Source organism: Polynucleobacter sp. MWH-UH24A (genome assembly GCF_018687475.1).
Lineage (GTDB): Bacteria > Pseudomonadota > Gammaproteobacteria > Burkholderiales > Burkholderiaceae > Polynucleobacter.
Genome location: NZ_CP061292.1, coordinates 89567 through 116156 on the forward strand (window position 1 = coordinate 89567; position 26590 = coordinate 116156).

Sequence of the window (26590 nt, forward strand, 5' to 3'; positions counted from 1 at the left end):
AATGCCAATTCCATTTGAATACGGTAGTGGTTTTCCAACCCTGCTACGTAAAGAGATTAAGCGTTTTTATAAGGTTGCCTTTCAAACGGTTGCTGCTCCTGTCTTGACCGCCGTCCTGTACCTCATGATTTTTGGGCATGTGTTAGAAGGACGCTTGGTGGTGTACGACAAGCTAACCTATACGGCATTTTTAATCCCAGGTTTAGTGATGATGAGTGTGTTGCAAAACGCATTTGCAAATACCTCCTCGTCATTGATCCAATCCAAAATTACTGGTAATTTGGTATTTGTTTTACTTGCACCCCTGACTCATCTTGAGTTTTATTCAGCCTATGTACTTGCTGCCGTATTTCGTGGGGTTGTTGTGGGTCTAGGTGTTTTACTCATTACCCTCTTTTTTGATGTTCCTGCCATGCAAAACCCAGTGTGGATTCTGTTATTTGCATTTATGGGCGCGGCAATCTTAGGCGGCTTAGGGCTGATCGCTGGTATTTGGGCAGATAAGTTTGATCAGCTCGCTGCCTTTCAGAACTTTTTGATCATGCCCGCTACGATGCTCTCCGGGGTGTTCTATTCGATTCATTCTTTACCAGAAATTTGGCAGTTCATCTCTCACCTTAACCCATTCTTTTACATGATCGATGGCTTTCGCTATGGATTTTTTGGGGTCTCAGATGTTTCACCCTGGCTTAGTTTGACGATTGTTAGCGTGTTTTTCTTGGTCGTCTCAGGATTGGCTCTGCGTTTACTACAATCGGGTTATAAATTACGCCATTAATCATGAAGGATTGCGATGTTTCCTACCCCTGAGCAAGTAAAAAGTTATATTAGTGAGCAGCTCTCTTGTACGCACTTAGAGGTCGAGGGGGATGGGCAACATTTTTATGCCACCATCGTGAGTCCTGAGTTTGCAGGAAAGCGCTTGGTGCAACGGCATCAATTAGTTTATGCAGCCCTGGGCGATCGGATGAAGGCGGAAATCCATGCACTCTCCATTAAAGCCTTTACGCCCGATGAGTTTGCGGCTCAATAAATCATTTCAGATTAGCGCGAATGGATAAATTAGTAATGACGGGGGGAGTCGCCCTCAACGGTGAGGTCACAATTGCGGGGGCTAAGAATGCCGCTTTACCAATTTTGTGTGCAAGCTTATTAACAGCCGATCCCATAGAACTCTTTAACGTCCCGGATTTGCAAGATGTACGTACGATGTTAAAGCTATTGCAACAGATGGGCGTGACCTTGAAGTTTCCAAATCCGAACGATCGCAGCCATTTGATCTTGCAGGCGGCGACTATTTCAAGTCCTGAGGCTCCCTATGAATTGGTAAAAACCATGCGGGCCTCCATTTTGGTATTGGGCCCGCTCTTAGCGCGGATGGGACGTGCAACTGTATCACTACCCGGTGGCTGTGCGATTGGGGCGCGACCTGTGGACCAGCACATTAAAGGCCTCAAAGCCATGGGAGCCGGTATTCAGATTCGTAAGGGCTTTATTGTTGCAAAGATTTCTGAGCCCAATACTCAGTTACGGGGTAATGCGATCCTGACCGACATGATTACCGTGACCGGTACAGAAAACCTTTTAATGGCTGCTTGCCTTGCAGAGGGGACTACGACTTTAGAAAATGCGGCGCGCGAACCCGAGGTCGGTGATTTGGCAGAGCTCTTAGTCAAGATGGGAGCGAAGATTACTGGTATTGGTAGCGATCGTCTTGTGATCGAAGGAGTGTCCGCGTTGCGCGGAGCAAGCCATCAGGTGATTGCTGATCGCATTGAGACCGGCACCTTCTTGTGTGCGGTAGCAGCGACCGGTGGTGAGATTGTTCTCAAGAACTGCCGACCCGATACCTTAGATGCCGTTCTAGTAAAACTTAAAGAAGCTGGTCTTAATATAAAAATTGGTACCGATTGGATTTCTGCTTCGATGAGTGGTCGTCCAAAGCCAGTGAGCTTTCGTACCTCTGAGTACCCAGCCTTTCCGACTGATATGCAAGCCCAGTTTATGGCGCTTAATGCCATCGCCAGTGGTGGTTCACGTATCACCGAGACCATTTTTGAGAATCGCTTTATGCATGTGCAAGAACTCAACCGCTTAGGAGCCGATATCTCGATTGAGGGCAATACGGCAATTGTTGAGGGGGTGGATAAACTCTCGGGTGCAACAGTAATGGCTACGGATCTGCGTGCCTCTGCAAGCCTGGTGATTGCTGGCTTGGCGGCTCAAGGTGAGACCCAGGTGGATCGCATTTATCATCTTGATCGTGGTTACGATCGCATGGAGCAGAAATTAACCCAACTTGGCGCAAACATCCGCCGCATGAAATAATGGGTCATTATGTTAACTTTAGCCTTGTCCAAAGGACGTATCTTTGAAGAAACTGCCCCTGTTTTAGCAAAGGCGGGTATTCGTCCGCTCGAAGACCCTGAGCAATCCCGTAAGTTAATTATTCCGACCTCCAATCCGGAGGTGCAAATCATTATTGTGCGCGCATCGGATGTACCCACCTATGTGCAATTTGGCGCTGCTGATTTTGGCGTTGCTGGTTTAGACGTTCTTTTAGAAAAAGGCAGCGATGGTTTATATGTCCCGATTGACTTAGGAATCGCACGCTGTCGAATGGCGGTGGCTGTCAAAAATGGTTTTGATTATGCGGCGGCGGTGCGTCAGGGCTCGCGTCTGCGAGTGGCTACCAAGTATGTGAACTGCGCGCGTGAACACTTTGCCAATAAGGGGGTACACATCGACACGATTCATTTATATGGATCGATGGAGTTGGCTCCTTTGGTCGGTTTAGCCGATGCGATTGTGGATTTGGTGTCCACTGGTAACACCCTGCGTGCCAATAATTTAATCGAGGTCGAGTCGATTGCTGATATCAGTGCGCGCTTAATCGTGAACCAAGCATCGTTTAAGCGTAAGCGCGTTCAATTGCAAAAGATCCTGAGTATTTGGCAGCCATGAGTGTCAAGATTCGACGTCTTACAAGCCGTGATCCCGGCTTTGAAAAGACCTTGCTTTCCAGCTTGTCAATTCCATCGGCCGATGATCACGCCATTGATCAGGTTGTTCTTGGAATTTTGGAGCGTATTGAGCGCGAGGGTGATGCGGCGCTTTTGCAATACACCCAGCAGTTTGATCGTTTAGCAGTCAATCAGGTTCGCGATCTTGAGATTGCCTCTTCTGATCTTACTGCGGCTTATCAATCTCTAGCGCAAGAGCAAGCAAGTGCATTGCGAGTGGCTGCCGAGCGAGTGCGGGCCTATCACGAGCGCCAGAAAGTAGAAACTGGTTGCCACTCGTGGGAGTACACCGAGAGTAATGGCACACGTTTAGGTCAAAAAATCACGCCTTTGGATCGTGTTGGTATTTATGTACCTGGCGGTAAGGCGGCTTATCCGTCTTCTGTTCTCATGAATGCCATCCCTGCCAAGGTTGCCGGGGTTGGTGAGATTGTGATGGTTGTCCCTACACCTGATGGTGCGCGTAATCCCTTGGTGCTGGCAGCCGCTCATCTAGCAGGAGTGGATCGGGTCTTTACGATTGGCGGGGCACAGGCGGTTGGGGCATTGGCATATGGAACCCAAACGGTGCCGGCGGTCGATAAGATCGTAGGTCCTGGTAATGCGTACGTGGCAGCGGCTAAGCGTCGAGTTTTTGGTCGGGTGGGGATCGATATGATCGCAGGCCCCTCCGAGATCTTGGTGTTGTGCGATGGTTCTACCGATCCAGATTGGATTGCGATGGATTTGTTTTCGCAGGCTGAGCATGATGAGCTCGCTCAATCGATTTTGCTCTGTCCTGACAAAGGGTTCATTGATCGAGTAGATGCGAGTATTCAGAGGCTATTACCGCAGATGCCTAGAGAGAAAGTGATTCGCGCATCCCTACAAAATCGTGCACTATTGATTGAGGTGGATGATATGGCGCAGGCTTGCCAAATCGCCAACCTAATTGCAGCCGAGCACCTGGAGATTTGTGCAAATAATCCCGATCAATGGGCTGCGCAAATTCGGCATGCGGGGGCAATTTTTATGGGCTCTTACACTAGTGAGTCATTGGGTGATTATTGTGCTGGACCTAATCATGTTTTACCCACTGCACGGACTGCGCGGTTTTCTTCGCCCTTGGGGGTTTACGACTTCATTAAGCGCTCGAGCCTCATTGAGGTGAGTGAAGCGGGTGCGCAAAGTTTGGGCCCTATTGCTAGCACCCTAGCGCATGGCGAAGGTTTACAGGCGCATGCGCGTGCAGCCGAGATGCGGCTCACGAAAAAATAATTAACTTAGCCTCACTACAGAAGATTACGACACAATATCGCGTAGAGCATCGACGAGAATGCTCATTTGCTCATTCGTGCCAATCGTAATGCGAAGGTAGTTCTTAATCCGTGGTGTTTTAAAGTGGCGCACGATGATGCCGCGCTCACGTAAGGCTAAGTACAATTTTTCGCCATCATGTTTGGGATGCTGGGTAAAGACAAAGTTAGCGCTTGAGGGAAGGGTATTAAAACCCAGACTCTTTAAGTTTTCGATACAGGCGGCTCGAGTCCTCATTACCTCTTGAGTGATTGCATCAAGATGCGCCTGATCTTCAATCGCTGCAATCGCACCGGCTTGCGCTAATTGACCTAAGGGGTAGGAGTTAAAACTATTTTTCACGCGCTCAAGTCCTGCGATCAGATCAGGGTGGCCCAAGGCATAACCAACTCGTAGCCCAGCCAAAGCCCTCGATTTTGAAAGCGTGTGGGTGATCAAGAGATTGGGGTAGTGTTTGCGCAAAAGTGGTACACATGACTCGGTACCGTAATCCACATAGGCCTCATCAACCACCACCACGCTTTGGGTATTGGTTTTTAGGAACGCTTCAATTGCTGCGCGCGGTAGAGCTCGACCAGTGGGTGCATTGGGATTCGGAAAAATAACTCCACCATTTCCGCCTAACTCGTTGGTCTTTTGAAGGTAATCATCTAGATGAATGGCAAATTGACTATCGAGCGCAATTGTCTGGTAGTCAATCCCAAACAGTTGGCAATAGACGGGGTAGAAGCTGTAGGTGATATCGGGAAAGAGGAGGGGCTTTGGGTGTTTGAGAAGCCCCAAGAACACATGGGCCAGGACTTCATCTGAGCCATTGCCCACAAATACCTGATTAGGTTCTAAGCCATAGTGATTTGCAATGGCCTCTTTGAGGGATTTGGCATCGGGATCGGGATATAGCCGTAAGCCCTCGTGGTTGCCTGCGGCAATCGCTGCTAAGGCTTTGGGTGAGGGCCCATAGGGGCTTTCATTGGTGTTGAGTTTGATAAGTCTCTCGTGTTTGGGCTGCTCCCCAGGAACATACGGGCTTAAGTTCTGCAGGTCGGGGTTCCAAAAGAGGCTCATCGCAATAGGGTCCAAAGAGTAACAATGAAAAACAGGTGAAGCGATTGATTTTGAATGACAAATGATATTATGAACGCTTAAGACTCATTATTTTTATTCACACACCATGCGCCAAGCAGATGTCAGCCGTAATACCTCAGAGACCAAGATCCAAATTACCTTGAACTTGGATGGTACCGGCAAAGCGGATTTAAACTCCGGTGTACCGTTTTTGGATCACATGCTCGATCAAATCGCCCGTCACGGAATGATTGATCTCGAGGTGCATGCCCAGGGCGACACTCACATCGACGATCATCACACTGTGGAAGATGTTGGTATTACTTTAGGCCAAGCAATTGCGAAAGCGGTTGGTGATAAAGCGGGTATTACCCGTTACGGGCATTCCTATGTGCCACTCGATGAGACCTTGTCGCGCGTTGTGATTGATTTCTCCGGCCGTCCAGGTTTAGAGTTCAACGTGCCGTTTACCCGTGCGCGCGTGGGTGACTTTGACGTGGATTTGAGCATCGAGTTCTTTCGCGGCTTTGTAAACCACGCTGGTGTGACCTTGCACATCGATAACATTCGGGGTGTGAATGCGCATCACCAAATTGAGACCGTATTTAAGGCCTTTGGGCGAGCGCTACGCATGGCCTTGAGTATCGATCCACGTTCACCCCATGCGGTGCCATCCACCAAGGGAAGTTTGTAAGACACACTTCTTTTGCCAACGAGATTATTGAGATCGCGATGCACATCGCTATTGTTGATTACGGAATGGGTAATTTGCGCTCGGTTTCACAAGCCTTGCAGCGCGTCGCTCCTGAGTGCAAGATTACGATCGCCAGCGATCCTGCTGAGATCTTGCGCTCAGACCGTGTGGTGTTGCCCGGGCAGGGTGCGATGCCCGATTGCATGAAGCAGTTGCGTTCTTCAGGTCTCATGGATGCAGTGATGCAGTCGGTGCGTGAGAAACCACTTTTTGGGATTTGCGTGGGCGAGCAAATGCTTTTTGAAGAAACTGAAGAGCGCAAACCCGGAGTAACAACCAATACGGCGTGCCTTGCTTTAATGCCAGGGAAGGTGAAACGCTTTCATTTGTCGGGTACGCAAGAGGATGGCTCAGGGTTTAAGATCCCGCACATGGGATGGAACCAAGTTCGCCAAGATCGTGATCACCCGATGTGGCATGGCATCCCTGATATGACGAGTTTTTACTTCGTACACAGTTATTATGTTGAGGTGGGCAACCCAGAAGATACTGTAGGATCAACGAATTACGGTGGGTGGTTTACATCAGCCGTGGCTCGCGATACTATTTTTGCTACGCAATTCCATCCAGAAAAAAGTGCTCAATACGGACTAAAGCTCTATCAAAATTTTGTCGCTTGGCGACCCTGATTGATTTCAACAAGATGACCTTATGTTGTTAATACCTGCGATTGATATTAAAGACGGACACTGCGTGCGTCTTGAGCAAGGTGATATGAACCGAAGCACCGTGTTTTCCGAAGATCCCGCCGCGATGGCCAAGCACTGGTTGAGTAAAGGTGCGCGCCGCTTGCATCTGGTCGATCTCAATGGCGCCTTTGCTGGTAAGCCCAAGAATGAGGCTGCAATCAAATCGATCCTCAAAGCAGTGGGCGATGATATTCCGGTGCAGTTGGGTGGCGGTATCCGCGATCTAGAAACCATCGAGCGCTTACTCGATGATGGCATTAGCACCATCATCATTGGCACCGCTGCGGTGAAGAACCCCGGATTTTTACAAGATGCCTGCACCGCATTTGCGGGCCACATCATGGTGGGTTTGGATGCCAAAGATGGTAAGGTCGCAACCGATGGTTGGAGTAAGTTAACGGGCCATGAAGTGATCGATCTTGCCAAGAAGTTTGAGGACTACGGTGCTGAGGCGATTATCTATACCGACATTGGGCGCGATGGCATGCTCAAGGGTATTAATTTGGAGGCGACCGTCAAACTTGCGCAATCGGTTCGTATTCCAGTAATTGCGAGTGGTGGTCTATCTAGCAAGAAAGATATTCAAGCCTTGTGCGCGGTCGAGGATGAGGGTGTCATGGGTGTAATCGTAGGGCGCTCTATTTACAACGGTGATATTGATTTAACTGAGGCACAACAGTACGCCGATCAACTCAGTAAGGCCAAGTAGGCAAACGATGCTTACGAAACGCATTATTCCTTGCCTCGATGTCACTGCAGGCAGGGTCGTTAAAGGAATTAATTTTGTTGGCTTGCAAGACGCGGGTGATCCGGTGGGGGTTGCGCAGCGTTATAACGAGCAAGGCGCTGATGAACTTACCTTTCTAGATATCACCGCAACATCGGATGACCGTGATCTGATTTTGCCCATCATTGAAGCGGTGGCATCAAAGGTATTTATTCCCTTGACGGTCGGTGGTGGAGTTCGCGCCACCCAAGACGTCCGCCGCTTACTCAATGCTGGGGCCGATAAGGTGAGCATGAACTCCTCAGCGGTCGCCAATCCGGATTTGGTTTCGGATGCGTCCGCGCATTATGGCTCGCAATGCATCGTGGTGGCGATTGATGCTAAGCAAACCGCCCCTAAGCACTGGGAGGTATTTACACACGGCGGGCGCAAAGGGACTGGCATTGATGCGATTGAGTGGGCCAAGGAAGTTGCAAAGCGCGGCGCCGGTGAGATTTTACTCACCAGCATGGATCGCGATGGTACTAAGGATGGCTTTGATCTGGAACTCACGGCTGCGGTAAGCAGAGCGGTATCAGTGCCCGTGATTGCGTCTGGTGGTGTGGGTGGCTTACAAGATCTCGTTGATGGCATTCAGATTGGCAGAGCCGATGCGGTACTCGCAGCAAGCATCTTTCATTATGGGCAGCATAGTGTGCAAGAGGCAAAGCACTATATGGCTAAGCAGGGAATTGCGATTAGACTCTAATCATCATGACCAACGCTAAATTTACAAAGACATCGGGTTTAGAACCAGGCCCATGGCTTGATCGAATTGTTTGGAATGAGCAGGGCTTAGTGCCAGTGATTGCTCAAGAAGCCTCATCGGGTGATGTGCTGATGATGGCTTGGATGAATCAAGTATCTCTCATGCAAACCTTGCAAAAGGGTGAAGCGGTGTATTGGTCGCGCTCGCGCAACAAACTTTGGCATAAGGGTGAAGAGTCTGGCCACACGCAAACCGTGCGAGAGATTCGGTTGGATTGCGATGGCGATACGCTTTTACTAATCGTGGATCAAAAAGACGGAATTGCTTGCCATACCGGTAGACACAGTTGCTTTTTTAATGAGTGGGACTCGGTGGCGAGTAATTGGGTCGATACAATGAAGCCATGAGTAGCTCGAACCAAAACCCCAACCTCGATTCCATCTTGGCGCATCTGGCCGATGTGGTCGATAGCCGTCGTGCTGATTTAGCGAGTGGCAAGATCGATGCCGGAAGTTCATACATTGCCCAGCTATTTACCAAGGGCGACGATGCGATTTTGAAGAAGATTGGGGAGGAGGCCACCGAGACCGTGATGGCGGCCAAGGACTCCCGCCAGAATCAGCTCGATCCCAAATCTCAACAGCTATTGGTGGGTGAGATGGCTGATTTGTGGTTTCATTGCCTGGTGGCGCTCTCCTGTTTTAACTTACGACCCGAGGATGTGTTGGCTGAACTCAAGCGTCGCGAGGGTACTTCGGGGATTACCGAGAAGGCGAGTCGCAAAACGTAGTGCTTACCCCCAGTTCGCTGGTTTTTGGGGTTAATTCAGGTAAGATGCCAGCCTATGAAACACCCAAGCCATGACCCAAACTGCATTTTTTGCAAGATTGTTGCCGGGGAAATCCCTTGCCAGAAGGTCTATGAGGACGAGGAAATCCTGGCGTTTAAGGACATTAATCCTGCTGCCCCAGTGCATTTATTACTGATTCCCAAGAAACACCTACCGATGTTGGAATCAGCGACTGCCCACGACGCGCCATTGCTAGGTAGAATGTTGGAATTAGCCCCGCGTTTAGCTTCCCAAGAAGGATGTCGCCCCGGTAAAGAGGGGGGATTTCGGGTGATGGTGAACAATGGCGCGGATGGGGGTCAGGAGGTTTATCACTTGCATTTGCATGTGATGGGCGGACCGCGCCCCTGGAAAAAATAATCCGAGGAGAAATTGAGATGGGCTCATTTAGTATTTGGCACTGGTTAATCGTACTAGTCATTATTTTGTTGGTCTTTGGTACCAAGAAACTCCGCAATATTGGCTCCGACCTAGGCGGTGCCGTAAAGGGTTTCAAAGATGGCATGAAGACGAATGAAGAAGCCAAGACCGAGCAGATTCAGTCGCAAACCCCTGCCCCAGCCGATAAGACCGTCGATGTGCAAGCCAAGGATGTGAACAAGTCGTAAGACCTGATCAAACCAGACACAAAAACTAAAAACTAGCGATGCATCGATGATTGATCTTGGTGTATCAAAGCTCGCCCTAATTGCGGTGGTGGCTTTGATCGTAGTGGGCCCCGAACGTTTACCCAAAGTGGCTCGCATGGCGGGTAACTTATTTGGTCGTGCCCAACGCTACATGGCGGAAGTGCGCTCTGAGGTCAATCGTCAGATTGAGCTTGATGAGTTCAAGAAGCTTCGTGAGGCAAGTGCGGACGCCATGAAAGAAATGGAAAGCTCTCTCAATGCCACCGTGCAAGAAGCGAGCGTTAATCTGAGCGATCAGGCTGAACCCAAGGATGATTACGCGAGCGCCATTCTAGAGTCTTCCCCGGATGTGACGAAGGTGTATCGAGATGCGCTACGACAAGGGCGAGATAGTTGGGGTGTGAAGCGCACTGCTAAACCCCTTTGGTATAAAAACTCAGCTGGTGTGCGCACTCGAGTTCAATCAGGTGCGGCACGTGTGAAGCGCTTTAAGCGGCCCGCTTTGAGCAAGTAAAAGCATCATTAATCAATAGATCCTCACCAATAAAGAACCAAGAACAAATACGATGTCCGATACCAAACCAGGTCAGAGCGAGGAAACTTCAAAAGGGGGTGAGGGTTTTCAAGAAACCTTCATGTCCCACCTTTTTGAGTTGCGCGATCGGGTGGTTAAATCAGCGATCGCGGTCATTATTGTGTTTGTTTCCCTAGTTTATTGGGCCCCAGACATTTTTCATTTGTTTGCCAAGCCACTTTTAGACTCGCTCCCCGCCGGCGGCAAGATGATCGTGACCGATGTGACCGGATCCTTTTTTGTTCCCATGAAGGTCACCATGTTGGTGGCATTCTTAATTGCGCTACCGATTGTTCTTTATCAAATGTGGGCATTTATTGCCCCGGGGCTTTATACGCATGAGAGAAAATTGGTCCTCCCATTAGTAGTTAGTAGTTACTCACTATTTCTAGTAGGCATGTCCTTTGCCTATTTCCTAGTCTTTCCGACCGTTTTTCAGTTCATGGCGAGCTACAACGCCCCCTTGGGTGCGGATATGTCAACTGACATTGATAAGTACCTTAGTTTTGCCATGTCGACCTTTTTGGCCTTTGGCATCACCTTTGAGGTACCGGTCGTGGTGGTAGTGTTGGTTAAAATGGGGATTGTTAGCATCGAAAAATTAAGGGAAATCAGGCCTTATGTGATCGTCGGAGCGTTTGTGATCGCTGCTGTTGTGACGCCGCCAGATGTCTTATCTCAGCTCTTACTGGCCATTCCAATGTGCCTTCTCTACGAACTTGGGCTTTTGATTGCTCGTTTCTACCTACCCAAAACGCAATCTGAAGAAGAAAAATCAGAATAAATTCATAACATTTTGATTTATAAAGATTAAATCAATGAGAAATCGCTGTTGCACCAATACAACGAATAGCCACAAAAAAGCCTCAAAAGGCAGTATTTACATACAAAAACGGGATAATTCAAAGGTCCTGAAGAAATTCAGGCATTTCTTAATTTATGGAGATTTAAACAATGAAAAAATCATTATTTGCAATCGCTGCTGCGACTGCTTTTGCTGGTGCTGCACAAGCTCAGTCAAGCGTGACTGTTTACGGCATCATTGATGCGGGTTGGGCAGGTGGAAATACAAGAAATCTTACTTCTAGCACAATTACCTCAACAGGACCTAATCAAAGACAGACTTATAGCGCATTCACAACAAGTGCGGAACAGTCCAGCAGATTAGGTTTTCGTGGAACTGAAGATTTAGGTGGTGGAGACAGTGCCTTTTTCACTGTTGAAGTGGACCTTAATCCAACTTCAACCACTACCGTTTTGGGCAATACTCGCCAAGCATTTGCTGGTTTAGCGAAAAAAGGTTTAGGTAATTTCTCAATCGGAACGCAATACACCATCGTCCATAGCCAAGTTGGAGCAACCGATCCAGGTCAACAAAATAATATGGTGGGTAGCGTAATTTATCCTCATTCAGGCGGAACCAATGCATCTTCAACCTCTGGACAGGATAGCGGAATTGCATATACCGTACGTACTAATAACGTTCTTCAATTGCAGTCAGAAAGAATGGCTGGCATTCGCGTAACTGCACAATACGGAATGAATAACGCTGACAGAACAGTTTCATCAGCAACAACAACGTCGGGTAAAAGTAATACAACTACATGGGGCGCAGGTCTAGATTACACACTCGGCAAGCTCTATGCCACAGCTGTATTTCAAAATTTGAAAAATGAATCATCCACAATCACATCGACAACAGTTGCTACATTATTGACATCAATGGTTAACGCAACAAGCAATCAGTATTATGTTGGCGCTACATATGATTTTGGAATCTTGAAAGCATATGCAGGCTATATTAATCGCAAAGATTCGAGCACATTGAATTCAACTAATTTCTTAAGCCGTACAGCGCAGCAAATCGGTGTGAGAGGTTTTGCAACTAAAACTATTGAATACTGGGCAAGTATGGGTAATGGTCGTTGGCAGTCGTACGGCGCAAGTCAACCAACAGCAAATTTCACAGCCTATCAGGTTGGATCTAATTACTGGCTAAGTAAGCGCACCAATATGTATGCAATTTTTGGTAGCTCACAAACATCAAGTACCTCGGTTTCCTCGGGGGCTGGTGCAAGCCAAAACTCGTATGCTTTAGGTGTTCGCCATACTTTCTAATCATATAAGTTACAACTTTTAGATTAAAAAAGTACCTTAAACTCGCTATGGAAACATAGCGAGTTTTTTTATTGTTATCACAAAATGAATCAAGCCTTCCAGCAAGCATTTTTTGAGCACCAAAATGGTAACTATGACGTTGCCAAAAGAAAATATGAGTCTGTCTTAAGTAGCGATCCAAATCATTTTGAAGCGCTATATTTTTTAGGTCTGTTATATGCTGAACTCACTCAATTTGAGCAAGCCAAGACCTTCATTCAGCAAGCGGTTAGCATCAATCCAGCACAGTCCGATGCTTGGAATCATTTGGGCTTGGTCCTATATCATTTACGCGATTATTCTAATGCCGAAGCTGCTTACAACAAGTCATTGGCAATTAATCAAGAAAATATTGAAGCGCTTCTCAATTATGCGGTGTTGCAGAGCGACCAGAAAAAAACTGATGAAGCAAAAGAAAAATATAAAAAGATAATTACCCTAAACCCCAATCATTTTTTAGCATATCTCAATTTAGGTAATTTATACCAAGAGCAAAAAGATGAACAGCAAGCAATGTATTGCTACTATAAAGCACAAGAAATAAACCCCGAAGACTTAAGAATTCATAACAATATTGGACTTCTCCACTATGCGGCAGGAAGGTACGAAGAGGCAAAGCTAAGTTATGAGAGAGCCCTTAGGATTGATCCGGAGTGCGAAGAGGCATGGTACAACTTTGGAGAGCTTGCATATCAGATGACTGATTATGCTCTTGCTGAACACTGCTATTCTGAAGTTGAAAAAATTGATGCCGAAAATATTCAATATAAATTAGTAAAAACAATGAATTTTCTACGAAAGTTCTATACAAATAGTTTACAGATCGATGAACAAATTAAAAAATTTGAAAATAGTTTAGATGTAATATTAAAAAAACAAAATGTTCCCGATGAAAAAATAATTGCTGTCAATCAACCATTTTACTTAGCATATACAAAAGATAATAGAGTTAATTTATATAGGAAAATCGGAAAATTATGGGGAAAATTAGTTGGAACTCAAAATTTAAGAAAAATTGAACATACGAAAACAAAATCAAAAGAAAAAATAAACGTCATATTTATTGGAAGTCATTTTTATAACCATTCCGTTTGGAATGCAATAACAAGAGGTTTTATAGAAAAACTAGACAAAGATAAGTTTGAAATATATGTCATTGACCTTGGAGAAAAAGAAGATGATCAGACAGAAATAGCCAAAAAATTTTCAATTTATATAAAAGAAAAAAATTCAACGGATGTTTGGATCAATAAAATCATTAAACTAAATCCCGACGTAATAATTTATCCCGAACTTGGGATGCATAAAGAAACAACACAATTAGCAATACGACGATTGGCAAATTTACAATGTGTGATGTGGGGACACCCAGAAACAACAGGAATAGAAACGATAGATAGCTATATCTCATCCGAATTAATGGAGAGCGGAGAGGCACAGGAAAACTATACTGAAAATTTAATCAAGTTAAAAAATTTGGGTGTATACCTGTTTAATGACGAATTCCCTAAGCAGTGTTTTGATATAGCTGAGCTGAAAATAGAGACTAATAAAAAAATAATTATTTGTCCAGGATTAGAGCCAAAATACCATCCGGATTTTGATTTATATATTCGGGAAATAGCAAAAATTGGAAATAATATTCAAATAATATTCTTTGTAAGCGATAAATATGTATCAAATAAAATTCAAGATAGACTTATAAAAAACCTACAAATATCAGAAAATAAATTTAATGAAATAATAAAATTTATTCCAAACCAACCGATTAAAAAATTCAATTATATTTTATCAATCAGTCATTTATGCTTAGATACAATTTACTTTTCAGGATTCAATACTGCACTCGCGTCCTTGAAAGCTGGTACACCGATAGTAACTAGCGAAGGAACGCTATTACGTGAAAATTTGGCATCAGGGATTTTAAAGCGAGCGGGATTAGACGAACTTTGTGCAAACAGTAAAAAAGAATATATAGAAATTGTGCAAAAATTACTTATAGATGAAAGCTTCTACAAAAAAATTAAATGCAAAATATTTAAATCAAGTTGTCTATTTTTAGATGAAGAGCCAATTCGTGAATTTGAAAATTTTGTAATTGCACATGTCAATAAATGAATCAAGCCTTCCAGCAAGCATTTTTTGAGCACCAAAATGGTAACTATGACGTTGCCAAAAGAAAATATGAGTCTGTCTTAAGTAGCGATCCAAATCATTTTGAAGCGCTATATTTTTTAGGTCTGTTATATGCTGAACTCACTCAATTTGAGCAAGCCAAGACCTTCATTCAGCAAGCGGTTAGCATCAATCCAGCACAGTCCGATGCTTGGAATCATTTGGGCTTGGTCCTATATCATTTACGCGATTATTCTAATGCCGAAGCTGCTTACAACAAGTCATTGGCAATTAATCAAGAAAATATTGAAGCGCTTCTCAATTATGCGGTGTTGCAGAGCGACCAGAAAAAAACTGATGAAGCAAAAGAAAAATATAAAAAGATAATTACCCTAAACCCCAATCATTTTTTAGCATATCTCAATTTAGGTAATTTATACCAAGAGCAAAAAGATGAACAGCAAGCAATGTATTGCTACTATAAAGCACAAGAAATAAACCCCGAAGACTTAAGAATTCATAACAATATTGGACTTCTCCACTATGCGGCAGGAAGGTACGAAGAGGCAAAGCTAAGTTATGAGAGAGCCCTTAGGATTGATCCGGAGTGCGAAGAGGCAATTTGTGGAATGAGCGCAGTTTTAATCGAGATTAATAAATGCGAATTCGCAATTAAGATAATAAAAAAGGCAATTCAAAACAATAAAAAAAGCAATACCCTCTATTTTAATTTAGGGAATGCTTTAAAAAAACAAAGGAAATTTAGTGAAGCAATCAATGAATATAAGAGGTCTATTGAGCAAAATAAAAATTTCGAAGATGCTTATATCAATCTTGGCATGTGTCAACATGAGTTAAAAAATTACATAGATGCAATAATTAGTTATAAGAAAGCCTTAAAAATTAATTCTAAATCAACTGATGCGGCTTGGAACTTGGGATTAACAAATTTAACTCTCGGAAATTTTGAGGAGGGTTGGGCGGGATATGAATACAGATTAAAAAATAAAGTTTTTAATAAGTATTATTCAGAATATAAGAGTATAAAAAAATTAGGCGATATAAGGAAGTCAGATAAAGTTATTGTATGGTGTGAGCAGGGCCTAGGCGATTCAATTCAATTTAGTAGATTCATAAACCTCCTTATCGATTATAGTAAGAATATTACATTTCATGTTCAATCTGAATTATATGAATTAGTAAAACATTCTTTCGGGACTTTACAAGTCGTTTCTGAGAAATCCAAGGACAATTTCGACTATCAAATTCCACTTTTAAGTTTGCCGAAATTATTTAGAGTAAATTCAGATTCAATCCCTAATAATGTTCCATATCTAAAGGCAAATCAAGAGAAGGTAATAGAGTGGAAGAGCCGTCTGGGAATTAATAGAGTAAGAAAAAATGTAGCACTAGCATATTTTGGAAATCCGAATCACATTAATAATGTAAATAGGTCGATTGACTTAATGAATTTTGGCAACAAGTTGGACGATATGAATGTATATATTGTTCAAAAAATTCCAGAAGAGCAAAAAGCGAAGTTATTAAACTTTATTAGTACCAAAAAAAATTATATATACCTTGGGGATTTTTTATCAAATTTTGAAGATACAGCCGCTATCATTCAAAATATGGATGCAGTAATTTCGGTTGATACTTCGTTAGCTCATTTGGCAGGGGCTCTTGCAAAGAGGACTTTTATACTACTACCATGGTCTTCAGAGTGGAGATGGATGACGCAAACAATGCACACACCATGGTATCCCACGGCAACCTTAATTAGACAACCAGCAGTAGATGATTGGCATTCTTCAATTAATACCCTAGTAGATGGATTAAGCAAAAAAAATGATGAAAATTATTGATGCAGTGACTTTTTTTAATGAGGTTGAAGTATTAAAAATGCGTCTTGAATTGCTTTACCCAGTTGTTGATACTTTTATAATTTGTGAAGCAAATTACACGCATTCTGGAGAGAAAAAATCTTTTCATTTAAAGGAAAACTTAGATGAGTTTGAAAAATATAAAAAAAAGATTAAACTAATAAATCTAGATTTAGATATAAAAAATTTTTCATTTTCAAAAATTGACTCATTTGATCCTGATTCTGGACCTTGGAAAGTTGAGAGGGCGCAAAGAGACTATTTGTATTCAGAAATAAAAAATTTTGAAATCAATGATGTTGCAATCATTTGTGATGTTGATGAAATTTGGAATCCGCATCTAGCCGAGCTTTTGAGATCAAAAAAAATACCCTTAGAAATTGCTAGGCTTGAGATGCAATTTCACTATTATTGGTTGAATTGTAGAGGTGTTGGTAAGGCAAATAACTCATGGGTTTCTGCTTATTTTTCTACAGTAGGGAATTTATCAAGCAATCAGGGAAAATTATCAAAAATTAGAGAAGAGGCTAAATTACCTTTAGTTCATAGGGCTGGGTGGCATTTCTCCAATCTGGGTGGAGCAAATAAACTAAAGGAAAAAATTGAGGCATTTGCTCATCAAGAGCTCAATAAAGAGGAAATTAAAAATATTGAGAAGTTGGAGAACGCTATTAATTTAGGCATTGATTATTTGAATCGCGAGTCGCATGAATGGGCATTTCATCCGATTGACTATTATCCAAAAGATTTAGCCAAAGTTATGCGTTTACATCCAAACTTACTAAGAAAGTATCTTCTTTAATTTTAGTTCGTCTCTTATTTCTCTTAGCAGAACAATATCTTCCGGTGTTGGTGGCGTAGGTTTTGGCTCTTCATCCCTAATTTTGTTGATGATCTTGACCATCTGGAAGATAACAAATGCAAGTAGAATGAAATTAATGGAAATGGTGATGAAATTACCATAAGCAAAGATGGGAACACCTGCCTTTTTGAGAGCATCAAATGTGCGAGGTATGTTCTCAGGAGCCTTACCCAACACAATAAAAAGGTTGGTAAAGTCAATTCTGCCGCCTAAAAGGGTGGAAATGAGGGGCATGACAATGTCATTTACCAATGAATCAACGATTTTTCCAAAGGCACCCCCAATGATGATTCCGACCGCGAGGTCAACCACATTTCCCCGGACCGCAAAGGCTCTAAATTCTTTCATCATTTTGGATGCCACGGTTTTCTCCTAATATTTCGGCGAGTTAGATGATTTTTGACCTAAATTAAACGTGTATTTAGCTTTTTACCTTAAAATAAAGGGTTATTGCAATTCGCCCTTTAGAACCCTTATTTGACATAGGCACAAGGATAGATCGTACATGAGTGATACCCCAAAAATGGACAAAGACCGCCGGACTTGGCTAATAGCTACCTCCGCTGTAGGTGGCTGCGGTGCTGCAGCAGTTGCCTACCCATTTCTAGACAGTTTTCAACCTTCAGAACGCGCTAAAGCTGCTGGAGCCCCAGTTGAGGTTGATATCTCTGGTATGAAGCCAGATGAAATTCGTACGGTTGAGTGGCGCGGTAAGCCGGTTTGGGTTCTGCGCCGTACCCCAGAGCAAGTGGCTCAACTGCCCAAATTAGACGGCGAGTTGGCCGATCCCAAGTCCTTGAGAGACCCAGCTGCTCTGACACCTCCGTATGCCCGTAATGATCACCGCTCGATCAAGCCAGAGTATTTGGTGGCAGTTGGTATTTGTTCTCATTTGGGATGCTCACCAACAGCAAAATTACAATCAGGTCCTCAGCCATCATTACCGAATGATTGGCCGGGCGGTTTTTTATGTCCCTGCCATGGCTCCACATTTGATTTGGCCGGCCGTGTGTATAAGAACAAACCAGCTCCAGATAACTTAGAAGTGCCCCCCCATATGTACTTGAGCGACACCAAGATTTTGATCGGTGAAGATAAGAAGTCGTAATTTATCTGTTTAATAATTAGTTACTGATTTAGGAAACTAACCATGGCATTCCAAGAAATTAAAGTCCCTGATAACGCCTCGGTTGCCCAAAAGGGCCTGGCCTGGGTGGATTCACGCTTTCCATTGAGTAAGCTATTTAAAGAGCATATGAGCGAGTACTATGCTCCAAAGAACTTTAACTTCTGGTACTTCTTTGGCTCTTTAGCCATTGTGGTGCTGGTGATTCAGATTGTGACCGGTATTTTCTTGGTTATGAACTACAAACCGGATGCCATGAAAGCATTTGACTCGGTGGAGTACATCATGCGCGAGGTGCCTTGGGGTTGGCTTATTCGCTATATGCACTCCACGGGCGCTTCGATGTTTTTTGTGGTGGTCTACTTGCATATGTTCCGTGGCTTGATCTATGGTTCCTATCAAAAACCGCGTGAACTCATTTGGATCTTTGGTTGCACGATTTTCTTGTTGCTCATGGCTGAAGCTTTCTTGGGTTATCTTTTACCTTGGGGCCAAATGTCCTACTGGGGTGCTCAGGTGATTATTAATCTCTTTGCCGCCATTCCCTTGATTGGTCCAGACTTAGCCCTATGGCTGCGTGGCGATTATGTGGTGGGAGACGCCACCTTAAACCGCTTCTTCTCCTTACATGTGATCGCCTTGCCATTGGTCTTGGTCGGTTTAGTCGCTGCACACATCATTGCCTTGCATGAAGTAGGTTCCAACAACCCAGACGGCATTGATATTAAGAAGAACTTAGATGCTTCGGGTAAGCCAGTCGATGGTATTCCGTTCCACCCATACTATTCGGTGCATGACATCATGGGTCTCGGTGTGTTCCTCATGATCTTCGCCGCGATTGTGTTCTTTGCCCCCGAGATGGGCGGCTACTTCTTAGAGGCGAACAACTTTATCCCAGCAGACCCTCTACAAACGCCATCGCATATTGCCCCGGTGTGGTACTTCACACCGTTTTATTCGATGTTGCGCGCGACGACTACCCCATTCTTAATTCCGTTGTGGATTTTGTGTGCGGTGATTTTGGGAATGGTCATCAAAACCAATAAAGACATTCGGGTTAAAGCGGTATGCGCTGGTATTTTGGCAGTCCTTGCGGTTGGCTTCTACATCTTTGATGCCAAGTTCTGGGGCGTGGTCATTATGGGCGGCACGGTCGTGATTCTGTTTTTCTTGCCTTGGCTTGATAAATCCCCCGTGCGCTCGATTCGGTATCGCCCTGATTTTCATAAATACATTTACGGCACCTTCATTGTTAGCTTTGTGATCTTGGGTTACCTCGGCATCAAGCCACCTTCACCTCTCTTTGAGAAGATCTCGCAGATCTGCACGATTTACTACTTGGCATTCTTCTTTGCTATGCCCTGGTGGAGCAAGATGGGCACCTTCAAGCCCGTGCCCGATCGCGTGACTTTTGAGGCGCACTAATCCATAAAAACAATAGAAGATATTAGGAATCCAGATGAACAATTCTCTTTATATGATCGGCGCATTTAAGAAGTTCATTGCTGTGGGCTTGGGTTGTTTTATGCTTAGCGCTGTATTTGCTGCTGGCGGTGATTTTCCCCTCGATAGCGCGCCCAATCGCGTAAACAACAATGCTTCCTTGCAAAATGGTGCCAAGATTTTTGTCAATTACTGTTTAGGTTGCCATTCCGCAGTTAACTTGCGTTACAACCGTCTGCGCGATATTGGCTTAAACGATCAACAGATTAAAGATAACTTGATCTTGGGTGATCAAAAAGTCGGCGATCTGATGACGATTGCTATGTCACCTAAGGATGCAAAAGCATGGTTTGGCAAAGTTCCTCCTGATTTATCTGTGGAGGCTCGTGCTCGTGGTACCGATTGGCTGTATACCTATTTCCGTACTTACTACAAAGACGAAGAGAGCCCAACTGGGTGGAATAACCTTGTCTACCCTAATGTAGGTATGCCCCATGTTTTGTGGGAATTACAAGGCGAGCGCATCGCCAAATTTGATAACGTTAAAGACTCAAAGGATCCAAGTAAAAGTACGAAGGTCTTCAAAGGTTTTGAGCAGGTTAGCCCTGGATTAATGAAACCCCAAGAATATGATGATAATATTGCGGACCTTGTTTCATTTATGTCCTGGATGGCTGAGCCTACCCAGTTACAACGTAAGCGAATTGGTGTTGTTGTCCTTCTATTTCTTGCGATCTTTACCTTGATTGCATGGCGTCTGAATAAGGCATATTGGAAAGACATTCGCTAAGTAACAGCTTGGCGTATTTTGATTATTTGATTTGAAGGATACTTGCTTATGATGGTGTTGTACTCGGGTACGAATTGCCCATTCTCACAACGCTGCCGCCTAGTTCTCTTTGAGAAGGGCATGGATTTTGAGATTCGTGATGTGGATCTCTTCAATAAACCCGAAGATATCTCGGTCATGAATCCCTATGGTCAGGTTCCTATTTTGGTTGAACGTGATCTGATTTTGTATGAGTCCAACATCATTAATGAGTACATTGATGAGCGTTTTCCGCATCCACAGTTAATGCCGCCCGATCCAGTAGCTCGTGCCCGTGCACGCTTATTTCTTTTTAATTTTGAGAAAGAGCTCTTTGTTCACGTTAGCGCACTTGAGAACGAAAAGGGTAAAAGTGCCGAAAAACTCCATGAGAAAGCACGTATAGCAATTCGGGATCGTTTGACTCAATTAGCCCCGGTATTTGTGAAGAACAAATATATGTTGGGCGATGAGTTCTCGATGTTGGATGTGGCAATTGCCCCTCTGTTGTGGCGTTTAGAGCATTACGGTATCGATCTTTCCAGAAACGCTGCTCCACTCCTGAAATATGCCGAGCGCATTTTCAGTCGCCCTGCTTATATTGAGGCATTGACACCTTCAGAAAAGGTGATGCGTCGTTAATCGAAGCAACTTCTCTGCTGGCTTAAAATAGAATTATGGCTAGCGAAACCCCAAGTACCAAACCGTATCTCATCCGTGCACTGCATCAGTGGTGTACGGATTTTGGTTTTACGCCGTTCGTAGCCGTTTTTGTTGACGAACGGGTTGAGGTACCCATAGAGTTTGTAAAAAATAATGAGATTGTTCTTAATATCTCATCAGAAGCTTGCTATCAGTTACACATTGAGAATGATTGGATTAGTTTTCAGGCTAGGTTTAGTGGTGTGCCGAAAAAAGTCTTGGTGCCAATTACGCATGTACTAGCAATATATGCCAGAGAAAATGGACAAGGAATGTCATTTCATTTCGATGAAAAGGAAGCATTCAAAATAAAATCAGTACACAAGGAAAATAAAAAACCAAACCTAAAATTAATAAAATGATGCGCGAATATAATGAAATAGCAATTTGCTCAATAAGAGATTTAATTCAAAAAGGCGAAATAAAAAATGCAAAAAAAATTATAAAAAAATATTTAGCATTAGATTATAAAAATTCTGATATGCATAATCTTATGGGAATCACATATGCATTAGAAAAAGATTTTAATGAGGCAATTAAATCATTCGAAAAAGCAACAAAAATTGATAAAAATTTTATAGAGCCAACCATTAATAAAGCAGCAGCTCACATAGAGATAAAAGAATATCAAAAAGCAATCCAAATACTAAAAAAAATAGATAGTCAGAAAAGTGAAAATAGCAACATAAAAATGCTTCTGGGGATTGCTTTTAGAAGACTTGGAAATATGAGCCAGGCAATAGAAATGTTTACAGAAATATTAAACATAAGTCCAAACAATATAGAAGCATTATCAAATAGAGGAATTAGTAATGCTGACAGTGGAAATTATAGTTTAGCTCTTGAGGACTATTTAAATGCACTGCAAATAAATAGTGGATATTCAGAAGCAAATCACAATCTAGCCCACATCTATTTGGCTGAAATGAATTTTTTAGAAGGCTGGAAACAATATGAGTGGCGATGGAAAACGAGAGAATTTAATAGTGCCCCAATAACAACAAGCAAACCAATTTGGAATGGCAAAGATTTTGCTGTGCGGTTATATGTTTGGGCAGAACAAGGCCTTGGCGATCAAATACTGTATGCCAGTATGTTTCATGAATTAAGGGCATCAGTTCAGACTTTAACCGTTGGAGTTGATCAAAAATTATTAATTTTATTTCGCCGTTCGTTTCCTAATATAGAGTTTTTCGATAAAAATTTTATAGTATCCGAGGAAAATTATGATGCCCATATTCCTATCGGTAGCTTAGGACAATTTTTTAGGAGGGAAAAAAAAGATTTTGAGACAGTCAAGTATCCTTATTTGACTGTTTGTGATGAGAAATATCAATTGCTAAAGAAGAAATTAGTCCAACCTAGCGTTAAGCTAGTAGGATTATCCTGGCTAAGCAAAAACGAAAAAATCGGATCGTTTAAAAGCATTCAACTTTCTGAATTATTGCCAATTTTGACTGTGTCAAATACTAAGTTTATAGACTTGCAATATACAGATACAACCACAGAACGTGAGCAATTAAGAAAGGAATATGGTATCAATATCGAAAAAATGAATTCCATAGATAATTTTAATGATATTGATGGATTGGCAGCATTAATTATGTGTTGCGATTTGATAATAACAACTAGTAATACAACGGCACACTTGGCAGGTGCAATCGGTAAACAAGTAATCCTTCTGTTGCCATTCAGCAAGGGTCGATTTTGGTATTGGCATCACGAAAACAAAAAAAGTTTATGGTACCCGAGTGTCACTGTAAACGAGCAATTAAAGATGGATGATTGGCTAGAGGTGATACAGGATGTAGCAAATAATATTAAATCTGAACAATGAAACTAGATAATCAATTACTCCAATATTTTGAATCAAACTTGCTTGATTCCGCATTAATCTTAGGAAAAAAAATACTTAAAGATGACCCAAAAAACTTAAATGCACTTTTAATATATTCATTAACATTAGCAAAAAAAGAAAATTATTATGAAGCAATTAAAAACTTTAAAAAACTATGTGATCTAAATCCTACCAATATTGATTATAGAATTAATTTAGCTATTTCTCAAAAAAAGAATAATCAATTTAATGAGGCAATTGAATCATTTAAAAAAATTAAGAATTATGAATTTAATGACAAAGTATTGGTTGAAATCGCAACTTGTTATGCAGAATTGAAATTATTTATAGATGCAGAAAATATCTTATTAAAATCAATCAAACAAAATAATTTAAATAATATTGCTTGGTGTAATTTGGGTAATGTCAAAATCGAAACTAATCAAGATAGAAGAGCAATCAAATTTTTAATCAAGTCACTCAGAATCGATGATACCTATCCAGTATGTTGGACAAACTTAGGTAATGCCTTAAATCATATAGGAAAGCATAACTGGGCTCTTAATTGCCATGAAAAATCATTAAAGTTATTTCCAAATTCGGCAGCAGCATGGTCGAATGCTGGCAGTACATTAATTGATTTAAAATATTACGAGCTTGCTTTAGATTATTTTGAGAGTGCTTTAAAGATAAATAATAATTTTGCAGATGCATTAATTAATAAGTCATATTTAAAATCAATTTTAGGAAAATCTGAAGAAGCAAAAAAGATAAATTTACAAGCATTATCAATTCATAAAGATTCTGTTCAGATTAATTACAATCTAGCCCACATCTATTTGGCTGAAATGAATTTTTTAGAAGGCTGGAAACAATATGAGTGGCGATGGAAAACGAGAGAATTTAATAGTGCCCCAATAACAACAAGCAAACCAATTTGGAATGGCAAAGATTTTGCTGTGCGGTTATATGTTTGGGCAGAACAAGGCCTTGGCGATCAAATACTGTATGCCAGTATGTTTCATGAATTAAGGGCATCAGTTCAGACTTTAACCGTTGGAGTTGATCAAAAATTATTAATTTTATTTCGCCGTTCGTTTCCTAATATAGAGTTTTTCGATAAAAATTTTATAGTATCCGAGGAAAATTATGATGCCCATATTCCTATCGGTAGCTTAGGACAATTTTTTAGGAGGGAAAAAAAAGATTTTGAGACAGTCAAGTATCCTTATTTGACTGTTTGTGATGAGAAATATCAATTGCTAAAGAAGAAATTAGTCCAACCTAGCGTTAAGCTAGTAGGATTATCCTGGCTAAGCAAAAACGAAAAAATCGGATCGTTTAAAAGCATTCAACTTTCTGAATTATTGCCAATTTTGACTGTGTCAAATACTAAGTTTATAGACTTGCAATATACAGATACAACCACAGAACGTGAGCAATTAAGAAAGGAATATGGTATCAATATCGAAAAAATGAATTCCATAGATAATTTTAATGATATTGATGGATTGGCAGCATTAATTATGTGTTGCGATTTGATAATAACAACTAGTAATACAACGGCACACTTGGCAGGTGCAATCGGTAAACAAGTAATCCTTCTGTTGCCATTCAGCAAGGGTCGATTTTGGTATTGGCATCACGAAAACAAAAAAAGTTTATGGTACCCGAGTGTCACTGTAAACGAGCAATTAAAGATGGATGATTGGCTAGAGGTGATACAGGATGTAGCAAATAATATTAGTTTGGAGCAGAAAAAATGAATATCATTAGCATCGTGGTTGGTTTTGATCAGAAAGAAGCTGTTGCTTACCATGTATTTTGTCAAAGTATTATAGAAAAAGCATCATTACCATGTGAATTTTTACCGCTAGCCGAAAACACCTTATCTGAATACAAAGAAACACATAAAGATGGAAGTAATAAATTTATATATTCAAGATTTTTAACTCCCTATTTGAAAAAATTTACTGGATGGGCAATTTTTGCTGACGGTGACATGATTTGTAACGTAGATATCAAAGAATTATGGGAAAAAAGAGATCCAACGAAAGCTGTACAGGTTGTAAAACATAATTACAAAACAAAAAGGAATATAAAATATCTTGGAAATAAAAATGAAGATTACCCTAGAAAAAACTGGTCAAGTTTAATTTTATGGAATTGTGAGCATCCAAAAAATAGAATATTAATGCCACAATTTATTCAATCACAACCAGGGTCATACTTACACAGATTTAGTTGGCTAGATGACGATGAAATAGGTGAGTTGAATAAAGATTGGAATTGGTTAGCCATTGAGTATCCGGACAGTGAGAGTGCAAAATTAATTCACTATACATTGGGAACGCCATGTTTTTTTGAGTTTAGAGATACAGAAATGTCCGAAAAATGGATTAATCAATATCAAAAAACAATAGAAGGAATGGAGAAATAGAATGGGTTCGATAGGAGTAGTAATTCCATTTTATAAACAAAGAAAGCAATTAGAAAAATGCCTAGAATTAATAAGACAACAAACTATTAACAATATAAAAATTTATGTAAAAGATAATTCAGAAATTAATACTTATTTCACATCAGCAGTAAATGAAGGTATACAAACTTTTGTAGAAGACCGAGAAATAGAATATATTTTAGTACTAAATCAAGACGCATATTTAGAGCAAAACACCGTAGAAGAATTAGTCAATTCAATGATAAGAAATCAAGAATGCGGGATATCCGCCCCAATCCAAATTTCTGAAAATGGAAATATAGTATGGTCTGGAGGTTTAGAGGCATTTCCATTAGGGAATCATCAAATTTTCACTGATAATTCTGCGACAAATGAATTGGAAACGTTTTGGGTGAATGGTGCAGCAATGCTTTTAAGAAAGCAAATGGTAAGAGAGATTGGCTTGCTGGATAAAAATATGCAGTTTATTTGTTCTGATGCGGATTATTCATTCACAGCTCGGTCACGCGGTTGGAAATTATTAGTATCAAAGAAAGCATTTGTACAGCATGATCTGTCTGGATCTAAAGATGCTGAAAATAATGAGTTAACAATGATTAAAATTAATGACGCAATTTACTTTACAAAAAAATGGATAAATGGCGATCTATATAGGTCGCTTGCAATTGAGGGCCGCCACCTTACAAATCAATATGTAGATGAGTGTTTAAAAATTTATTTAAATGAATTGAGTACAATTAAAAAAAGTACTAAAATGAAGCGATAGCCCCATTAGCTCATCTGGTAGAGCAACTGATTTGTAATCAGTAGGTGGTCTGTTCGAGTCGGACATGGGGCACCA

Annotated in this window: 30 protein-coding genes and 1 tRNA gene; 29 read left to right on the forward strand and 2 right to left on the reverse strand. The window is 41.9% G+C overall.

From position 1 onward, the window contains the following. Nucleotide 1: 1 nt before the first annotated feature. Genes ICV32_RS00515 through hisD form a run of 5 tightly spaced genes read left to right on the forward strand, consistent with a single transcriptional unit; the run spans nucleotide 2 to nucleotide 4280 of the window. On the forward strand, nucleotides 2-778 hold the full coding sequence (locus ICV32_RS00515) for an ABC transporter permease (RefSeq protein ID WP_215370899.1): 777 nt from the start codon (nucleotides 2-4) through the stop codon (nucleotides 776-778). A 15-nt stretch (nucleotides 779-793) separates the two neighbouring features. After that, complete coding sequence (locus tag ICV32_RS00520; RefSeq protein ID WP_215370900.1) at nucleotides 794-1033, forward strand: BolA family protein; 240 nt, start codon at nucleotides 794-796, stop codon at nucleotides 1031-1033. A gap of 20 nt (nucleotides 1034-1053) precedes the next feature. After that, the gene (murA, locus tag ICV32_RS00525) at nucleotides 1054-2328 is read left to right on the forward strand and encodes a UDP-N-acetylglucosamine 1-carboxyvinyltransferase (RefSeq protein ID WP_215370902.1); all 1275 of its coding nucleotides are present in this window, start codon (nucleotides 1054-1056) and stop codon (nucleotides 2326-2328) included. 9 nt (nucleotides 2329-2337) lie between these two features. After that, nucleotides 2338-2964 carry an ATP phosphoribosyltransferase gene (gene hisG / locus ICV32_RS00530; RefSeq protein WP_215370904.1) on the forward strand — a complete coding sequence of 209 codons (627 nt, stop codon included), beginning with the start codon at nucleotides 2338-2340 and terminating at the stop codon, nucleotides 2962-2964. Further along, nucleotides 2961-4280, forward strand: coding sequence for a histidinol dehydrogenase (gene hisD / locus ICV32_RS00535; RefSeq protein ID WP_215370907.1), 1320 nt, complete (start codon nucleotides 2961-2963; stop codon nucleotides 4278-4280). The genes hisG and hisD overlap by 4 nt, the downstream gene beginning before the upstream one ends. Nucleotides 4281-4304: 24 nt before the next feature. On the opposite strand, the gene hisC is transcribed toward hisD, so the two are convergent. After that, a complete protein-coding gene (gene hisC / locus ICV32_RS00540) occupies nucleotides 4305-5384 on the reverse strand; it encodes a histidinol-phosphate transaminase (protein WP_215370909.1) in 1080 nt (359 codons plus the stop codon). Between the two features lie 106 nt (nucleotides 5385-5490). Between hisC and hisB the strand changes: the two genes are divergently transcribed. The 14 genes from hisB (at nucleotide 5491) to ICV32_RS00610 (ending at nucleotide 17312) form a co-directional block, all read left to right on the forward strand. Continuing rightward, complete coding sequence (hisB, locus tag ICV32_RS00545) at nucleotides 5491-6078, forward strand: imidazoleglycerol-phosphate dehydratase HisB (RefSeq protein WP_215370912.1); 588 nt, start codon at nucleotides 5491-5493, stop codon at nucleotides 6076-6078. 32 nt (nucleotides 6079-6110) lie between these two features. Beyond that, nucleotides 6111-6767, forward strand: a complete 657-nt coding sequence (hisH, locus tag ICV32_RS00550; RefSeq protein WP_215372437.1) for an imidazole glycerol phosphate synthase subunit HisH — start codon at nucleotides 6111-6113, stop codon at nucleotides 6765-6767. A 22-nt stretch (nucleotides 6768-6789) separates the two neighbouring features. Next, a complete protein-coding gene (hisA, locus tag ICV32_RS00555; RefSeq protein WP_215370915.1) occupies nucleotides 6790-7536 on the forward strand; it encodes a 1-(5-phosphoribosyl)-5-[(5-phosphoribosylamino)methylideneamino]imidazole-4-carboxamide isomerase in 747 nt (248 codons plus the stop codon). Between the two features lie 7 nt (nucleotides 7537-7543). Continuing rightward, entirely contained in the window at nucleotides 7544-8302 is a 759-nt protein-coding gene (hisF, locus tag ICV32_RS00560; RefSeq protein ID WP_215370918.1) for an imidazole glycerol phosphate synthase subunit HisF, read from the forward strand. Between the two features lie 5 nt (nucleotides 8303-8307). Continuing rightward, nucleotides 8308-8709 (forward strand): phosphoribosyl-AMP cyclohydrolase, encoded by a 402-nt coding sequence (hisI, locus tag ICV32_RS00565; RefSeq protein ID WP_215370921.1) that lies wholly within the window; start codon nucleotides 8308-8310, stop codon nucleotides 8707-8709. After that, nucleotides 8706-9092 carry a phosphoribosyl-ATP diphosphatase gene (locus ICV32_RS00570; RefSeq protein WP_215370924.1) on the forward strand — a complete coding sequence of 129 codons (387 nt, stop codon included), beginning with the start codon at nucleotides 8706-8708 and terminating at the stop codon, nucleotides 9090-9092. The genes hisI and ICV32_RS00570 overlap by 4 nt, the downstream gene beginning before the upstream one ends. Nucleotides 9093-9146: 54 nt before the next feature. Continuing rightward, complete coding sequence (locus ICV32_RS00575; RefSeq protein WP_215370927.1) at nucleotides 9147-9512, forward strand: histidine triad nucleotide-binding protein; 366 nt, start codon at nucleotides 9147-9149, stop codon at nucleotides 9510-9512. Between the two features lie 17 nt (nucleotides 9513-9529). Further along, nucleotides 9530-9760, forward strand: a complete 231-nt coding sequence (tatA, locus tag ICV32_RS00580) for a Sec-independent protein translocase subunit TatA (protein ID WP_215370930.1) — start codon at nucleotides 9530-9532, stop codon at nucleotides 9758-9760. A gap of 46 nt (nucleotides 9761-9806) precedes the next feature. Next, the gene (gene tatB, locus ICV32_RS00585) at nucleotides 9807-10295 is read left to right on the forward strand and encodes a Sec-independent protein translocase protein TatB (protein ID WP_215370933.1); all 489 of its coding nucleotides are present in this window, start codon (nucleotides 9807-9809) and stop codon (nucleotides 10293-10295) included. Between the two features lie 52 nt (nucleotides 10296-10347). Beyond that, complete coding sequence (gene tatC / locus ICV32_RS00590) at nucleotides 10348-11139, forward strand: twin-arginine translocase subunit TatC (protein ID WP_215370936.1); 792 nt, start codon at nucleotides 10348-10350, stop codon at nucleotides 11137-11139. 170 nt (nucleotides 11140-11309) lie between these two features. Next, on the forward strand, nucleotides 11310-12473 hold the full coding sequence (locus tag ICV32_RS00595; RefSeq protein ID WP_215370939.1) for a porin: 1164 nt from the start codon (nucleotides 11310-11312) through the stop codon (nucleotides 12471-12473). A gap of 84 nt (nucleotides 12474-12557) precedes the next feature. Next, on the forward strand, nucleotides 12558-14630 hold the full coding sequence (locus ICV32_RS00600) for a tetratricopeptide repeat protein (RefSeq protein ID WP_215370942.1): 2073 nt from the start codon (nucleotides 12558-12560) through the stop codon (nucleotides 14628-14630). After that, a complete protein-coding gene (locus ICV32_RS00605) occupies nucleotides 14627-16492 on the forward strand; it encodes a tetratricopeptide repeat protein (RefSeq protein ID WP_215370945.1) in 1866 nt (621 codons plus the stop codon). The genes ICV32_RS00600 and ICV32_RS00605 overlap by 4 nt, the downstream gene beginning before the upstream one ends. After that, nucleotides 16476-17312, forward strand: coding sequence for a hypothetical protein (locus tag ICV32_RS00610; protein WP_215370948.1), 837 nt, complete (start codon nucleotides 16476-16478; stop codon nucleotides 17310-17312). Before ICV32_RS00605 ends, ICV32_RS00610 begins: the two co-directional genes overlap by 17 nt. Here the strand turns inward: ICV32_RS00610 and mscL are convergent. Next, nucleotides 17292-17723 (reverse strand): large conductance mechanosensitive channel protein MscL, encoded by a 432-nt coding sequence (mscL, locus tag ICV32_RS00615; RefSeq protein ID WP_215372439.1) that lies wholly within the window; start codon nucleotides 17721-17723, stop codon nucleotides 17292-17294. The genes ICV32_RS00610 and mscL overlap by 21 nt on opposite strands. Before the next feature lie 154 nt (nucleotides 17724-17877). Here mscL and petA point away from each other — a divergent pair, with 154 nt between their 5' ends. The 10 genes from petA (at nucleotide 17878) to ICV32_RS00665 (ending at nucleotide 26590) form a co-directional block, all read left to right on the forward strand. Further along, nucleotides 17878-18480, forward strand: coding sequence for a ubiquinol-cytochrome c reductase iron-sulfur subunit (gene petA / locus ICV32_RS00620; RefSeq protein WP_215370951.1), 603 nt, complete (start codon nucleotides 17878-17880; stop codon nucleotides 18478-18480). Nucleotides 18481-18522: 42 nt separating this feature from the next. Further along, complete coding sequence (locus ICV32_RS00625; RefSeq protein WP_215370953.1) at nucleotides 18523-19923, forward strand: cytochrome bc complex cytochrome b subunit; 1401 nt, start codon at nucleotides 18523-18525, stop codon at nucleotides 19921-19923. Between the two features lie 100 nt (nucleotides 19924-20023). Beyond that, a complete protein-coding gene (locus ICV32_RS00630; RefSeq protein ID WP_251371947.1) occupies nucleotides 20024-20731 on the forward strand; it encodes a cytochrome c1 in 708 nt (235 codons plus the stop codon). 48 nt (nucleotides 20732-20779) lie between these two features. Then, a complete protein-coding gene (locus ICV32_RS00635; RefSeq protein ID WP_108507650.1) occupies nucleotides 20780-21391 on the forward strand; it encodes a glutathione S-transferase N-terminal domain-containing protein in 612 nt (203 codons plus the stop codon). 35 nt (nucleotides 21392-21426) lie between these two features. Then, nucleotides 21427-21813: a ClpXP protease specificity-enhancing factor gene (locus ICV32_RS00640; protein WP_215370956.1), complete on the forward strand. Its 387-nt coding sequence runs from the start codon at nucleotides 21427-21429 to the stop codon at nucleotides 21811-21813. Further along, nucleotides 21810-23288 (forward strand): tetratricopeptide repeat protein, encoded by a 1479-nt coding sequence (locus tag ICV32_RS00645; protein WP_215370958.1) that lies wholly within the window; start codon nucleotides 21810-21812, stop codon nucleotides 23286-23288. Before ICV32_RS00640 ends, ICV32_RS00645 begins: the two co-directional genes overlap by 4 nt. Continuing rightward, on the forward strand, nucleotides 23285-25054 hold the full coding sequence (locus tag ICV32_RS00650) for a CDC27 family protein (protein ID WP_215370961.1): 1770 nt from the start codon (nucleotides 23285-23287) through the stop codon (nucleotides 25052-25054). The genes ICV32_RS00645 and ICV32_RS00650 overlap by 4 nt, the downstream gene beginning before the upstream one ends. Further along, nucleotides 25051-25728, forward strand: a complete 678-nt coding sequence (locus ICV32_RS00655) for a glycosyltransferase (protein WP_251371874.1) — start codon at nucleotides 25051-25053, stop codon at nucleotides 25726-25728. The genes ICV32_RS00650 and ICV32_RS00655 overlap by 4 nt, the downstream gene beginning before the upstream one ends. Nucleotide 25729: 1 nt before the next feature. Continuing rightward, a complete protein-coding gene (locus ICV32_RS00660) occupies nucleotides 25730-26515 on the forward strand; it encodes a glycosyltransferase family 2 protein (RefSeq protein ID WP_215370963.1) in 786 nt (261 codons plus the stop codon). Beyond that, a tRNA-Thr gene (locus tag ICV32_RS00665) sits at nucleotides 26515-26590 on the forward strand. The genes ICV32_RS00660 and ICV32_RS00665 overlap by 1 nt, the downstream gene beginning before the upstream one ends.

What these genes read in the sequence shown, in the direction of transcription:
- ICV32_RS00570 (WP_215370924.1), top strand. Translation starts at nt 8,706, where the DNA reads ATGAGTAGCTCGAACCAAAACCCCAACCTCGATTCCATCTTGGCGCAT.
- tatB (WP_215370933.1), top strand. Translation starts at nt 9,807, where the DNA reads ATGATTGATCTTGGTGTATCAAAGCTCGCCCTAATTGCGGTGGTGGCT.
- ICV32_RS00635 (WP_108507650.1), top strand. Translation starts at nt 20,780, where the DNA reads ATGATGGTGTTGTACTCGGGTACGAATTGCCCATTCTCACAACGCTGC.
- petA (WP_215370951.1), top strand. Translation starts at nt 17,878, where the DNA reads ATGAGTGATACCCCAAAAATGGACAAAGACCGCCGGACTTGGCTAATA.
- ICV32_RS00625 (WP_215370953.1), top strand. Translation starts at nt 18,523, where the DNA reads ATGGCATTCCAAGAAATTAAAGTCCCTGATAACGCCTCGGTTGCCCAA.
- ICV32_RS00645 (WP_215370958.1), top strand. Translation starts at nt 21,810, where the DNA reads ATGATGCGCGAATATAATGAAATAGCAATTTGCTCAATAAGAGATTTA.
- ICV32_RS00605 (WP_215370945.1), top strand. Translation starts at nt 14,627, where the DNA reads ATGAATCAAGCCTTCCAGCAAGCATTTTTTGAGCACCAAAATGGTAAC.
- ICV32_RS00595 (WP_215370939.1), top strand. Translation starts at nt 11,310, where the DNA reads ATGAAAAAATCATTATTTGCAATCGCTGCTGCGACTGCTTTTGCTGGT.
- tatA (WP_215370930.1), top strand. Translation starts at nt 9,530, where the DNA reads ATGGGCTCATTTAGTATTTGGCACTGGTTAATCGTACTAGTCATTATT.
- ICV32_RS00515 (WP_215370899.1), top strand. Translation starts at nt 2, where the DNA reads ATGCCAATTCCATTTGAATACGGTAGTGGTTTTCCAACCCTGCTACGT.
- ICV32_RS00650 (WP_215370961.1), top strand. Translation starts at nt 23,285, where the DNA reads ATGAAACTAGATAATCAATTACTCCAATATTTTGAATCAAACTTGCTT.
- ICV32_RS00640 (WP_215370956.1), top strand. Translation starts at nt 21,427, where the DNA reads ATGGCTAGCGAAACCCCAAGTACCAAACCGTATCTCATCCGTGCACTG.
- ICV32_RS00610 (WP_215370948.1), top strand. Translation starts at nt 16,476, where the DNA reads ATGATGAAAATTATTGATGCAGTGACTTTTTTTAATGAGGTTGAAGTA.
- tatC (WP_215370936.1), top strand. Translation starts at nt 10,348, where the DNA reads ATGTCCGATACCAAACCAGGTCAGAGCGAGGAAACTTCAAAAGGGGGT.
- hisB (WP_215370912.1), top strand. Translation starts at nt 5,491, where the DNA reads ATGCGCCAAGCAGATGTCAGCCGTAATACCTCAGAGACCAAGATCCAA.
- ICV32_RS00655 (WP_251371874.1), top strand. Translation starts at nt 25,051, where the DNA reads ATGAATATCATTAGCATCGTGGTTGGTTTTGATCAGAAAGAAGCTGTT.
- ICV32_RS00520 (WP_215370900.1), top strand. Translation starts at nt 794, where the DNA reads ATGTTTCCTACCCCTGAGCAAGTAAAAAGTTATATTAGTGAGCAGCTC.
- ICV32_RS00575 (WP_215370927.1), top strand. Translation starts at nt 9,147, where the DNA reads ATGAAACACCCAAGCCATGACCCAAACTGCATTTTTTGCAAGATTGTT.
- hisC (WP_215370909.1), bottom strand. Translation starts at nt 5,384, where the DNA reads ATGAGCCTCTTTTGGAACCCCGACCTGCAGAACTTAAGCCCGTATGTT.
- murA (WP_215370902.1), top strand. Translation starts at nt 1,054, where the DNA reads ATGGATAAATTAGTAATGACGGGGGGAGTCGCCCTCAACGGTGAGGTC.
- hisD (WP_215370907.1), top strand. Translation starts at nt 2,961, where the DNA reads ATGAGTGTCAAGATTCGACGTCTTACAAGCCGTGATCCCGGCTTTGAA.
- hisI (WP_215370921.1), top strand. Translation starts at nt 8,308, where the DNA reads ATGACCAACGCTAAATTTACAAAGACATCGGGTTTAGAACCAGGCCCA.
- ICV32_RS00630 (WP_251371947.1), top strand. Translation starts at nt 20,024, where the DNA reads ATGCTTAGCGCTGTATTTGCTGCTGGCGGTGATTTTCCCCTCGATAGC.
- ICV32_RS00660 (WP_215370963.1), top strand. Translation starts at nt 25,730, where the DNA reads ATGGGTTCGATAGGAGTAGTAATTCCATTTTATAAACAAAGAAAGCAA.
- hisA (WP_215370915.1), top strand. Translation starts at nt 6,790, where the DNA reads ATGTTGTTAATACCTGCGATTGATATTAAAGACGGACACTGCGTGCGT.
- hisF (WP_215370918.1), top strand. Translation starts at nt 7,544, where the DNA reads ATGCTTACGAAACGCATTATTCCTTGCCTCGATGTCACTGCAGGCAGG.
- ICV32_RS00600 (WP_215370942.1), top strand. Translation starts at nt 12,558, where the DNA reads ATGAATCAAGCCTTCCAGCAAGCATTTTTTGAGCACCAAAATGGTAAC.
- mscL (WP_215372439.1), bottom strand. Translation starts at nt 17,723, where the DNA reads ATGATGAAAGAATTTAGAGCCTTTGCGGTCCGGGGAAATGTGGTTGAC.
- hisG (WP_215370904.1), top strand. Translation starts at nt 2,338, where the DNA reads ATGTTAACTTTAGCCTTGTCCAAAGGACGTATCTTTGAAGAAACTGCC.